At 63.2% G+C, this 11,957-nt stretch carries 11 protein-coding genes and 1 pseudogene; 6 read left to right on the top strand and 6 right to left on the bottom strand.

What is annotated here, in order from left to right:
• Window positions 1–2,918, bottom strand: a 2,918-nt coding sequence (locus RA19_RS16040) for an error-prone DNA polymerase (RefSeq protein ID WP_039164382.1), incomplete at its 3' end; no start/stop codon positions are given.
• 232 nt (window positions 2,919–3,150) lie between these two features.
• Between RA19_RS16040 and RA19_RS16035 the strand changes: the two genes are divergently transcribed.
• Window positions 3,151–3,615 carry a DUF1203 domain-containing protein gene (locus tag RA19_RS16035; RefSeq protein WP_039164381.1) on the top strand — a complete coding sequence of 155 codons (465 nt, stop codon included), beginning with the start codon at window positions 3,151–3,153 and terminating at the stop codon, window positions 3,613–3,615.
• A gap of 93 nt (window positions 3,616–3,708) precedes the next feature.
• Here the strand turns inward: RA19_RS16035 and RA19_RS16030 are convergent, their stop codons facing one another.
• The gene (locus tag RA19_RS16030) at window positions 3,709–4,551 is read right to left on the bottom strand and encodes a hypothetical protein (RefSeq protein WP_152615786.1); all 843 of its coding nucleotides are present in this window, start codon (window positions 4,549–4,551) and stop codon (window positions 3,709–3,711) included.
• Between the two features lie 62 nt (window positions 4,552–4,613).
• Window positions 4,614–5,543 (bottom strand): ABC transporter ATP-binding protein, encoded by a 930-nt coding sequence (locus tag RA19_RS16025; RefSeq protein ID WP_039164378.1) that lies wholly within the window; start codon window positions 5,541–5,543, stop codon window positions 4,614–4,616.
• 71 nt (window positions 5,544–5,614) lie between these two features.
• On the opposite strand from RA19_RS16025, the gene RA19_RS16020 reads away from it, so the two are divergent.
• The 4 genes and pseudogenes from RA19_RS16020 (at window position 5,615) to RA19_RS16010 (ending at window position 7,067) form a co-directional block, all read left to right on the top strand.
• Window positions 5,615–5,797: a zinc-finger domain-containing protein gene (locus RA19_RS16020; protein ID WP_039124184.1), complete on the top strand. Its 183-nt coding sequence runs from the start codon at window positions 5,615–5,617 to the stop codon at window positions 5,795–5,797.
• A complete protein-coding gene (locus RA19_RS27465) occupies window positions 5,794–6,063 on the top strand; it encodes a hypothetical protein (RefSeq protein WP_241479081.1) in 270 nt (89 codons plus the stop codon). Before RA19_RS16020 ends, RA19_RS27465 begins: the two co-directional genes overlap by 4 nt.
• 12 nt (window positions 6,064–6,075) lie before the next feature.
• Window positions 6,076–6,474: pseudogene (locus tag RA19_RS27460) on the top strand (DUF2459 domain-containing protein); the annotation flags it as partial.
• A gap of 107 nt (window positions 6,475–6,581) precedes the next feature.
• On the top strand, window positions 6,582–7,067 hold the full coding sequence (locus RA19_RS16010) for a flavodoxin family protein (protein WP_039164375.1): 486 nt from the start codon (window positions 6,582–6,584) through the stop codon (window positions 7,065–7,067).
• Window positions 7,068–7,109: 42 nt separating this feature from the next.
• Here the strand turns inward: RA19_RS16010 and RA19_RS16005 are convergent, their stop codons facing one another.
• Window positions 7,110–7,547: a hypothetical protein gene (locus RA19_RS16005; RefSeq protein ID WP_152615785.1), complete on the bottom strand. Its 438-nt coding sequence runs from the start codon at window positions 7,545–7,547 to the stop codon at window positions 7,110–7,112.
• A gap of 159 nt (window positions 7,548–7,706) precedes the next feature.
• On the opposite strand from RA19_RS16005, the gene polA reads away from it, so the two are divergent.
• Window positions 7,707–10,508, top strand: coding sequence for a DNA polymerase I (gene polA, locus RA19_RS16000; protein WP_039164373.1), 2,802 nt, complete (start codon window positions 7,707–7,709; stop codon window positions 10,506–10,508).
• 314 nt (window positions 10,509–10,822) lie between these two features.
• Here polA and RA19_RS15995 read toward each other — a convergent pair whose 3' ends face one another.
• Together RA19_RS15995 and RA19_RS15990 are read right to left on the bottom strand one after the other, a co-directional pair.
• Entirely contained in the window at window positions 10,823–11,059 is a 237-nt protein-coding gene (locus RA19_RS15995; protein ID WP_039164371.1) for a DUF2798 domain-containing protein, read from the bottom strand.
• Between the two features lie 89 nt (window positions 11,060–11,148).
• Window positions 11,149–11,901: a hydroxypyruvate isomerase family protein gene (locus RA19_RS15990; protein ID WP_039164369.1), complete on the bottom strand. Its 753-nt coding sequence runs from the start codon at window positions 11,899–11,901 to the stop codon at window positions 11,149–11,151.
• Window positions 11,902–11,957 lie beyond the last annotated feature (56 nt).

Genomic DNA, 11,957 nt, shown 5'->3' with positions numbered 1-11,957 from the left:
GGTCCGCCCCCGGCGCCCCCGCCCGTGTTCTGCGGCGTCAGCAAATGCCGGATCAGCGCCACCGGATGCGCCCGCAAGCTGAGGCGCATGGCGACGTAATCCTCCACCACCTCCTCACCCAGCCCCATCTGCGGCAGGTCTGCCTGCGGTTCATAAATCGCCTCGCCGTCCAGCTCGCGGGCAAACAGCGGCAGGGGTTTGCGGGCGGTGATCGCCTTGGCGGCCCACAAGGCCTCGCGCCGGTTCAGGCCAAGGGCGGCAAAGGCATCGGCCTCGGCCAGCCGCTCGATCACCGGCGGCGCCAGGCCTGCCTTGCGCCAGACGTCCTCGACCTCGTGATAACCGTTGCCGCGCGCCGCGGTCAGCCAGGCGGCATCCTCATCCCGCAGGCCCTTCACCTGGCGGAAGCCCAGCCGCAGTGCCAGGCCGCCGTGGCCGTCGGGCTCCATCGCGTTGTCCCAGTAGGAGCGGTTGATGCAGACCGGGCGCACCTCGACCCCATGGGCGCGGGCGTCGCGCACGATCTGCGCAGGCGCATAAAACCCCATCGGCTGGGCGTTCAAAAGCGCGCAGGCAAAGATCCCCGGGTGGTGGCATTTGATCCAGGCAGAGGCATAAACCAGCAGCGCAAAACTGGCGGCATGGCTTTCCGGGAAGCCGTAGGAGCCAAAGCCCTCGATCTGAGAGAAGCAGCGCTCGGAGAACTCTGCATCATAGCCGTTGGCGTCCATGCCGCGCAGGAACAGGCTGCGGAATTCGCTGACGTTGCCGTGTTTCTTGAAGGTCGCAAGCGACCGGCGCAGGCGATCGGCCTGCTCCGGCGTAAAGCCGGCGCCGACGATGGCGATCTGCATCGCCTGCTCTTGGAACAGCGGCACGCCGAGGGTCTTTCCCAGCACCTCGCCCAGCGCATCCGAGGGGAAATGCACCGGCTCCTCGCCATTCCTGCGGCGGATATAGGGATGCACCATGTCGCCCTGGATCGGACCGGGGCGGACGATGGCGACCTCGATCACCAGGTCGTAGAATTTGCGCGGGCGCATCCGCGGCAGGAAGTTCATCTGCGCCCGGCTTTCCACTTGGAACACCCCGATGCTGTCGGCGCGGCACAGCATGTTATAGACCGCCGGGTCCTCGGGCGGCAGGGTGGCCAGGCTGTAGTCCAGCTGGTGGTGCTGCTGCATCAGGTCAAAGGCCTTGCGGATGCAGGTGAGCATCCCCAGCGACAGCACATCGACCTTGAGGATGCCCAGCGTGTCGATGTCATCCTTGTCCCAGCAAATGACCGTACGCCCCTCCATGGTGGCGTTCTCGATCGGCACCAGCTCATCCAGGCGGCCTTGGGTGATGATGAAACCGCCCACATGCTGGCTGAGGTGGCGGGGGAAGCCGATGATCTGCTCCACCAGCTGCATGGTCAGCTGCAGGCGGCGGCTGTTTGGGTCCAGCCCGATCTCGCGCATCCGCTCTTCCTCCACCCCCTTGGCACTGAAGAAGCCCCAAAGCTGCGAGGAAAGCGCTGAGATGGTGTCCTCGGTGAGGCCCATGGCGCGGCCCACCTCGCGGATGGCGCGTTTGCCGCGGTAGTGGATCACCGTGGCACAGAGGCCCGCCCGGTGGCGGCCGTAGCGTTCATAGATCCACTGGATCACCTCCTCGCGCCGCTCGTGCTCGAAATCGACATCGATGTCGGGCGGCTCGTCACGGGCTTCACTGACGAAACGCTCGAACACCATGGTGCCCAGCTCCGGGCTGACCGAAGTGACGCCCAGGCAATAGCAGACCACCGAGTTTGCCGCCGAGCCGCGCCCCTGGCAGAGGATCCCGCGGGAGCGGGCAAAATCGACGATATCGCGCACGGTAAGGAAATAGGGGTCGTATTTCAGCTTGGCGATCAGGGCCAGCTCATGCTCCAGCAGCGTGCGCACCTTGTCCGGCGCGCCGCCCGGGTAGCGCCATCTGAGGCCCTCTTCAGCGAGGCGCCTGAGGCGCTGCGGCGGGGTTTCCTGCTCGCTGCCCTCGTCCGGGTAGTCATAGCGCAGCTCATCCAGCGAGAAGGTCAGCTGGCCTGCCAGCCGGGCGGCATTGTCCACGGCGTCTTCATGGCCGCGGAACAGGCGGCGCATCTCGGCCTCGGACCGCAAGCGCTGCTCGCCATTGGCCATGGCGGCGCGGCCCAAGTGTTCGACCTTGCAGCGCAGGCGGATAGCGCTGAGCACGTCGCCAAGGCGGCGGCGGCTGCCGTGATGCATCCGCGGCGCGGCGCTGGCGAGCGGCGGCAGGTTCAGGCGTTGGGCGAGGTCTGAGAGCCGGGCAAACCGCGCCTGGTCGCCGCCATCATAGGCAGGTGTCATCAAAAGATGCATCCGCCCGGCAAAGCGGCGCGTCAGCCCCTCCATATGCGGCCCCCATCCGCCCGCGCCGCCGGGCAGATGTTCCGCCTGCGGCAGCAGCAGCAGGTGGAGACCATCGGCAAACTCCATGAGGTCGGAGAAATGCAGGATGCAGCTGCCCTTCTCTGCCCTCAGCCGCCCCGTTGAGAGCAGCCGCGTCAGGCTGCCCCAGCCAGTGCGGTTCATGGGCAGCGCAATCACCTCCGGCGCGTCGGTGAAGATCAGCCGCGCCGCCGGGATCAGCCGCACGGTGCCATAGACCGGGAAGGAGCGCGGCGGCGGGATGCCTTCGGGACGCGGCGGCCCGATCGACGTGTGCTGCCGGTCCCAGGTCTGCCGCTCGCGCACCCGCCGGGCGATATCAGCGCATTCCGCATGGGCCCGCACGATGCCTGCCACCGAGTTCTCATCGGCAACCGCCACCGCCCCGATCCCCAGCGCCAGCGTACGGGTCACGTATTCCTCTGGATGCGACGCCCCGGTGAGGAAGGTGAAATTGGACAGGCAGGCGAATTCGGCGAACATGAGTCGCATGATATTCCTGTTTTGTTCTCATGTGGAGTCACCCTGAAGAACGCCTGCCGGAGCACGCTGCCGCGCCGCGCGCCAGCGCGGCGCCAGGCCCAACAGCCGCAGGGCATTTTCAATGCCTGCCCGGCTGGCGGGAGCCCCCCGCGCGGCCTGCGGGATGCGCAAGAAACGGGTCGATTGCTGCCTGTCTGTTCAGGCAGGATCACGGCAGCAAAGGAGTTTTAGCATGACCAAGATCACCGCCCTGCCCACCCAAGATGTCCGCGCCCTGCAAGCGGGCGGCGCCGATGCCTATGGCCGCACGCCGGAGCGCGCCATCTCGGACGGCGGCGGCAACCCCTGCCGCCATTGCCTGAAATACATCCCCGAAGGCGAGGAGATGCTGGTCCTGGCCTACCGCCCCTTTCCTGAAACGCAGCCCTATGCCGAGACCGGGCCGCTGTTCCTCTGTGCAGATCACTGCACGCGCCATGACGGTGAGGCGCTGCCAGAGATGCTGACCGGTTCCCCCGATTTTCTGATCAAGGGCTACAGCTCCGATGACCGCATCGTCTATGGCACCGGCATTGTCATTCCGCAGGCAGAGATGATGGGGCAGGCAGAGGCTATCTTTGAGGATGACCGGGTGAAGTACATCCACATCCGCTCGTCACGGAACAACTGCTACCAGGCGCGGATTGACCGGGAATGAGGGTCAAAGCTGACCTCAGAACACTAAGGGCGGCGTCTGTCCCCGCGGGGTAAAAAAGACGCCCCCACCGTGCGCTTTAACGCTTACGCCAGTTTAAAGTACTTGAACCGAGTACCGCGCACGGGCCTTGAGCCCGCTTTCAGTTAAGCGGACCGAACAACTTCTCATTCTTCGAGGATCGCCTTCAAAACGAAACCACGGGTCCGGCGTCACGCCGCAAAGCTCAACAAGCCTTTTGAACAGAATCAAATCCCCGATATGATCATGCTCCGGCATTCCCTTGGCCATTGCACTGCCAATTGTGTATGCCGACTTCTTCATCTGATCGGTTCCAGCACCGAGCAATGCTCGGTCGATAGATCCCAGTCCTCCATTAAACTGAGGGAACCGAAGAAGATATGAAGACAACGCCTTTACAAAAACAGGCGCAGTGTTTCGTTCATTGATGAAGTTCCTGACTGCTTCACCGGACCCTTGCGAAACCGCTCTGCACAGATCGCCAAATAGCTGCGCATCCAGGGGTTCTGCGTTGCTGGCGCCATACAGATCTTCCATTTCCTCGAGACGCAGAGCCCCCAGCCCCCATTTTACCTGACAGCCACCGAAATACCTCGCCAGGATACCAGTGATGTCTACACCGTCGTCCGCGAGCAAACGCAGGGTCACCGCGGCATAAAAAACGTCTTGGACACTGTCTGAAACGCATATCTCGACCAAATCTGACGCCTTGATTTCTTCGACCAATGAGATGTGTTCGTCCGTCAGGTCGAAATCGTGAGCTGCGTCAGCGTCATAGAGATCAAGCGACTGCCAGAATGCTTGCCGCTGCAGAAAAAAGTCACGGCTCGCGCCGGACAGTGGCAGAGGCCCGTGAGAATATTCATCATAAGATGCAAAAACACGCGTTTCCCATTCCGGTTTGACCTTGCCAAACATTTGGCGGAGCGTGCCCGCCGCGCTGAGACAGTGTGTCAGGACAGTGTATTTCAATTTACCCCTCACCCCGCCTTCGTCAGCGACAGGAAGACATCCTCCAGATCCGCCTCTTCGGTCTTCACATCGCGGATCGAAATGCCCGCGGCATGCACCGCGCCCAGCACGTCTTCAGCGCTGGTCACGCGGCTGCGGTAGCGTAAGCCAACAGCACCGTCCGGGCGCAGCTCAGCCTCGATGCCGGCCCCCTGCGGCAGATCCGTGACCGGCACCGCGGGCTGCACCACCATGGTCTTGGCATCCAGCCGGCCCAAGAGGCTTGCGGTGGAATCGCGCGCCACTACCTCACCCTGATTGATGATGGCGATCTCGTCGCACATCTCCTCGGCCTCCTCCAGGTAGTGGGTGGTGAGGATGATGGTCATGCCCTGCGCATTCAGTTTGCGGATGTTCTCCCACAGCATCTGGCGCAGCTCAATGTCGACGCCCGCTGTTGGCTCGTCCAGCACCAGAACCGACGGGCGGTGGACCAGCGCCTTGCCCAAGAGCAGCCGCCGCCGCATGCCGCCGGAGAGGGTGCGGGCATAGGCCTCCGCCTTGTCCTCCAGCCCGATCATCCGCAGGATTTCGTCGCTGTGGCGTTCGTGTTTGGGCACGCCGTAGAGGCCCGCTTGCACCTCCAGCGCGCCGCGCGGGGTGAAGAAGGGGTCGAGGTTCAGCTCCTGCGGCATCACCCCGATTGCGGCGCGGCTCTGGCGCGGATTGGCGTCCTGGTCAAAGCCCCAGATCGTCACCTTGCCGGAGGTCTTGCGCACCAGGCCTGCGAGGATGTTGATCATCGTCGACTTGCCCGCGCCATTGGGGCCCAGCAGTCCAAAGACAGAGCCGCGCGGCACCGTCAGGTCGACGCCCTTCAGCGCGTGCTTCTCCGGCTGGCCTTTGCGCCCGGCGTAGGTTTTACGCAAAGCTTCGATACGGATTGCGTCAGCAGACATCGCGGCTCTTGCCCCCGGTTTTTCCTTGGCTCATAAATGCGCCTAGCCGAAAACCGAAAGGACTGCCAGCCATGACCATCGAAGCGCCGGAAACCAGGATCGTTCACAGCCGCAAAGTGGCGTGCGACGGCAGCGAAGGCGCCCTGGGGCATCCGCGGGTCTATCTGCAGATCCCGGAAGAGCAGAACTGGGTTGAATGCCCCTATTGCGACTGCAAGTTCATCTATGAGGACGCGGCCAAGGCAGCCGAGTGATCCAGAAGCTGCTGCGGTTGCTGCTGGCAATTGCCGGAAGCGTCCTGGCCTATCTTGCCGCTGCGGTGATTGGCGCAGTGCTGCCCGCAGGCGGCGGCAGCCGCCCAGCCGAAGACCGGCCGCACAGGGTCCTGATGGTTGCGGGACCGATCCACTATGATTTCCTGATCCCGCTGGACGCGCCCGCAAAGGCGCGTTTTGCGTTTCTGGAGACGGCGGGCCTGCAGCTTAGCCACCCGGACGCGCAATGGCTGCTTTTGGGTTGAGGCGCGCGGGAGTTTTACACCAGCGCCGGCAGCTACCGGGATGTCTCGGCCAAGGCGGTGCTGAAGGGCATCTTTGGCGATGCTTCCACATTGCGGGCGGACGTCCTGGGCGCCATTGCACCTGAGCAGGAACTGCCTGCGGTCTCCTTCAGCCCCGGAGAGTATGCGGCATTCCTGGAGGCCGCCGCGGCCAGTTTCCGCCGCTCGCCGGATGGGGCAGCGCAAGCCCTGGCGCATCCGGGCTTTACCGCCGCGGACAGGTTTTTCGAAGCCGAAGGCCGGTTTCATCTGCTGCGCACCTGCAACACCTGGGTGGCCCGGATGATCCGCGCCTCCGGCCGCCGGTTTGGCGCCTGGACGCCGCTGCCCTATTCGGTGTCTCTGTCGCACACGCTGTTTCTGAAGGAGTGACCAAGCAGGCAGGTTGGAAAATTCAAATTTTCCGGCCAAATTTCTGTAAGGAAATTTGCTGCCGCCCGCTATGGTCCCGCTGTGTTTGAAGCAAAGGGCAGGCAGGGATGGCACAGCTTCTGATCGTCTATCACTCACGCACAGGCGGCAGCCGGCAGATGGCAGAGGCGGCGTTTGAGGCCGCGCATGACGAGATTGAAACCGTGCTGAAGCGGGCGGAAGATGCCGGGCGGCAGGATCTTCTGGCAGCGGACGGATACATCTTCTGCGCGCCAGAGAATCTGGCGGCCCTGTCCGGCATGATGAAAGAGTTCTTCGACCGCTGCTATTACCCGGTGCTGGGAAGGATTGAGGGGCGGCCCTATGCGCAGATGGTCTGTGCCGGCTCGGATGGCGAGAACGCGGCACGGCAATGCGCGCGGATCGCCACCGGCTGGCGGCTGAAAGAGGTGCAGCCGCCGCTGATCCTCTGCACCCATGCGCAGACACCGGAAGCGATCTTGGCAGAAAAGGCAATTCCGGAGGATCAGCTGGAAGCTTGCCGGGAGCTGGGGCTAGCGATGGGGGCTGGGCTGGCGATGGGGGTGTTTTGAGCCTGGCGAGCGACCTGCAAAACGCTTGCCCGTTTCGGACAACTATCTGTAAAGCCGTGTGTCCTGAAGAAACACTGTGTCAAAGATTGCAAATGCCGTACCAGCCAACTCGGTCCCTACAACACTTTCACGGTCGAGAGCACGGGCGGCCAGACCGCTATTTGCGGATGGGCGGCGGCCTGCGTCGATAACCATAACTCCTGGACCATCCTCGTTCTCGAAATGCATCAGCGAAACGGCAACGCGATCAGCAGATGACGCGCCCTCGCCCCAAGGCCCGATGATAAAGTCATAGTTGGCTGGGTGCCGATCAAGCCCGGCGCTGGCAGTCCAATGCACGTGGTAGCTGGCAACCGTGGCTGACCCGGCATGAACAAATCCCCAAGCCAAATGAGTTTCATTGCCGCAACAGCCGCAGACCCCGTTGCTTTGACCAAGCGGTTCCACTTCATATTCGGTTTTGTCAATGTTGCCCTGCATAAGAAATCATCTACCTATGGCTGAGCTGCGCGTCCAGCTTTGCTGTTGAAAACACTTCAGCCTTCGCTTCGATTGATAACTCCAATTGCCCTTCCTGCCCGGATCACCGATAACCGGGAAACAGAACACGAACGGATTTTCCAGGGGAGCGCGGCGCACATGAGCGGTACACAATTCGGCAAAGGTTGTCACCTCCATCTGATCGACGGCTCGGCCTTCATCTTCCGCGCTTATCACGCTCTGCCGCCGCTGACGCGGAAATCCGACGGGCTGCCGATCGGCGCGGTCTCGGGCTTTTGCAACATGCTGTTCAAACAGGTCGAGGACAACAAGGGCCCGGATGCGCCGACCCATGTGGCGGTGATTTTCGACCACTCGGGCAAGTCGTTCCGCAATGAGATGTACGACCAGTACAAGGCCAACCGCCCGCCGGCGCCTGAGGATCTGGTGCCGCAGTTCCCGCTGACCCGCGACGCCACCCGCGCCTTCAATATCGCGTGCAAGGAGATCGAAGGCTTTGAGGCCGACGACATCATCGCAACTCTGGCGCATCAGGCGCGCGATGCGGGCGGCCGGGTGACGATCATCTCCTCGGACAAGGACCTGATGCAGCTGGTCGGCGGCGGCGTCGAGATGCTGGATGCGATGAAGAACAAGCGCATCGACAGCGACGGCGTGGTGGAGAAATTCGGCGTCGGGCCGGAGCGCGTGGTGGATGTGCAGGCTCTGGCGGGCGACTCGGTTGATAACGTGCCCGGCGCGCCCGGGATCGGGATTAAGACCGCCGCCTTGCTGATCAACGAATACGGTTCTTTGGAAGAGCTGCTCGACCGGGCGGAAGAGATCAAACAGCCGAAGCGCCGCCAGACGCTGATCGAGAAGCGGGATCAGATCGAGCTGTCGAAAAAGCTGGTGCAGCTGGACTGCAATATGGAGCTGGATTTCACCCTGGATGACCTGGAGGTGAAGGAGCCCGAGGGCGAGACCCTGCTGAACTTCCTGAGCGAGATGGAGTTCCGCACACTCACCAAGCGGCTGGCCGATCAGCTGGGCATGGATGCGCCGGCGATCCCCGAGGCACCAGCCGCGGCGGCAGAGGCTGCGGCGCCGGAGGCGGTGCCGTTCGACAAGGAGAAATACGAATGCGTCCGCGACGCAGCCGCCCTGCAGGTCTGGGTCGACCGCATCCGAGAGCGCGGCTGGGTGGCGGTGGATACCGAGACCACCGGGCTGGACGAAATGGTGGTGGATCTGGTCGGCATCTCGCTGTGCGTAGAGGCGGGCGAGGCCTGCTATATCCCCTTGGCGCATAAGGCGGGCGGCGATGATCTCTTTGGCGGCGAAGGGCTGTCCGAAGGGCAGATGCCGCTGGAAGAGGCCGTTGCGATGCTGAAAGGCGTTCTGGAGGATCCCGCGATCATCAAGATCGGCCAGAACATGAAATACGACGCCAAGATCTTCCACCGCTACGGGGTGGATGTGGCGCCAGTGGATGACACCATGCTGATGTCTTATGCGCTGCATGCAGGCATGCACGGGCATGGGATGGACACGCTGTCGGAGCGTTACCTCGACCACACGCCGATCCCGATCAAGCCTCTGTTGGGCAGCGGCAAATCAGCCATCACCTTTGACCGGGTGCCGATAGACGATGCGGTGCCATATGCGGCCGAGGACGCCGACATCACCCTGCGCCTGTGGCAACTGTTCAAGCCGCAGCTGCATCAGGAGCGGGTCACCACGGTTTATGAAACGCTGGAACGCCCTCTGGTGCCGGTGCTGGCGGATATGGAGCGCAACGGCATCAAGGTGGACCGCGATACGCTCTCGCGCATGTCCAATGCATTCGCCCAGAAGATGGCCGGTTTGGAGGCCGAAATCCACGAGCTGGCGGGCGAGAGTTTCAATGTCGGCTCGCCCAAGCAGCTGGGCGAGATCCTGTTCGACAAGATGGCACTGCCCGGCGGCAAGAAGGGCAAGACCGGCGCCTATGCCACCGGCGCCGATATCCTGGAGGATCTGGCGACCGAGCACGACCTGCCTGCCCGTGTCCTGGACTGGCGCCAGCTGTCGAAGCTGAAATCGACTTACACCGATGCGCTGCAGGATCATATCAATGCAGACACCGGCCGGGTCCATACCTCTTATGCCCAGACGGGCGCCAGCACAGGCCGGATGGCCTCGACCGATCCGAACCTGCAGAACATCCCGGTCCGCACCGAGGAGGGCCGCCGCATCCGCGAGGCTTTTGTGGCGGAAGAGGGCAATGTGCTCTTGTCGCTCGACTACAGCCAGATCGAGCTGCGCATTCTGGCCCATATGGCCGGGATCGACACGCTGAAGGCGGCTTTTGCGGAAGGCAAGGATATCCACGCGATGACCGCGTCGGAGATGTTCGAGGTGCCGCTGGAGGAGATGACGCCGGAGATCCGCCGCCAGGCCAAGGCGATCAACTTTGGTGTGATCTACGGCATCTCCGGCTTTGGCCTGGCCCGCAACCTGCGCATCCCGCGCAAGGACGCGCAGGGGTTCATCGACCGCTATTTCGAGCGCTTCCCGGGCATCCGCCGTTACATGGATTCCACCGTGGAGTTCGCCAAGGAGCATGGCTATGTGCAGACGCTGTTCGGGCGCAAGATCCACACGGCGGAGATCAACGCCAAGGGGCCGAAAGCGGGCTTTGCCAAACGCGCCGCGATCAACGCGCCGATCCAGGGAACGGCAGCTGATGTGATCCGCCGTGCGATGATCCGGATGCCTGCGGCAATTGCTCACCTGCCCGCGCGGATGCTCCTGCAGGTGCACGACGAACTGCTGTTCGAAGTGCCGGAAGCGGCGGTAGAGGAAACAATCGAGACCGCCCGCAAGGTGATGGAAAACGCAGCAAACCCAGCTGTGCATCTGGACGTGAAGCTGGTGGTGGACGCAGGCCGCGGCCAGAACTGGGCGGAGGCGCATTAAGGCAAGCGGCGCACTCCCGCCCGGCTTCGATCTGTCGATCTCATCCCGTTGGGTCCAGCGCCGCTGACGCGGCGCGGGATATGCCCGGACCCTCGCCTCACCGGGTCAAGGGAGCCGCCAGGCTCCGCGCGGCAGCGCGGCTTGCCCTTGACGCGGCCCATGCAGAAAACAATGGGGCCCGCCCCTCAAGGGCAGACCTGCCCTTAGGGGCTTCTCAGCAGAAACACTTGCGCCGCGCCAGCGGCGCCACGCCCAACGGCTGCTGCTGCATCTTTGATGCAGCTTGCAGCGGGCGGGAGCCCCCTTTGGCCGGGTCAGCCGCCGGCGGGCTGCTTTACCAGCTTCGACACCAGCTTGCGCACCAGCGGAGCTGCGGTAAAGGCAACGGCAAAGGCAATCGGCCAGCTCAGGCTCCAGGCGTTCATCCAGGCGCCGGAAAACCCGTCTCCGAAACCCAGCACCTTCCAGGTCGCCACTCCGGTCACGATAAAGGACATCAGCCCCGACAGGATAAAGCTGAACAAAAGCGGCGCAAAGCGGGCAGGCAGCATGGGAGGTATCCTTCCTTCGGTCTCAACCGCCTTATGCAAGCTGCAAGTTCACATTTCAATTCACGAATGTGAAACCGCTTTGAAGCGGCTCAGCGCATCCAGCCAAGGCTGTCTTCGGTGCGCTTGCTGGACGGCGTGTATTCGGCGCTGACCCAGCCTTCATAGCCGCTGGCATCAATTGCCGCAAACAGCTCCTGGAAATCCACTGGCCCGGTGCCCGGCTCGCAGCGCCCGGGGGCCGCACCGATCTGCACATGCACGGCCTGGCTCCCGAACTCTTCCCACACTTTGGCCGCATCGCCGTGGATCAGCTGGGCGTGGTAGGCATCGTACTGCAGGCCGACATTGGGACGGTCCACGGACGCAAGCACTTCCATCGCCAGATTGTAATCGTCCAGAAAATATCCGGGCTGGTCGCCGCTGTTCAGCGGTTCGATGGTGAACTGCTGCGCGGGCGCCCGGTCGGCGGCCCACCTCAGGTTTTCCACAAACGTCTCCTGCGCCGCCTCCCCCTTCGCGTAGCCGGCCATCACGTGGATCCTGCCGGCCTTGAGCGCCTCGGCATAGCGCAGCACCCGGCGGATGTCCCGCTGGAAGCGGTCGACGCCCTCGGGCACTGCGGCATAACCGGGCATGCCGCCAGTGTAATTGGGGGGCGGCGCGTTGATCAGCAGCAGCTCCAGCCCATTGGCCAGCAGCGCGCGCTGGGTCTCCTTGGCCGCGAGTTCATAGGGGTAGAGAATCTCCACAGCCTCAAACCCGGCGGCGGCGGCGGCCTGGAAACGGTCAAGATAGGGCAGCTCGGCAAACAGCATTGAGATGTTGGCTGCGAATCTGGGCATGGAAATCCTCCTGGCTTCACGGTGGTTTACCCCGCAGAAATCCGGGCCGCCAAGAG

This window comes from Leisingera sp. ANG-M1 (assembly GCF_000813745.1).
Classification (GTDB): domain Bacteria; phylum Pseudomonadota; class Alphaproteobacteria; order Rhodobacterales; family Rhodobacteraceae; genus Leisingera.
Note: the sequence above shows the minus strand (reverse complement) of the source record. Positions and strands in the feature narration are given on the sequence as shown.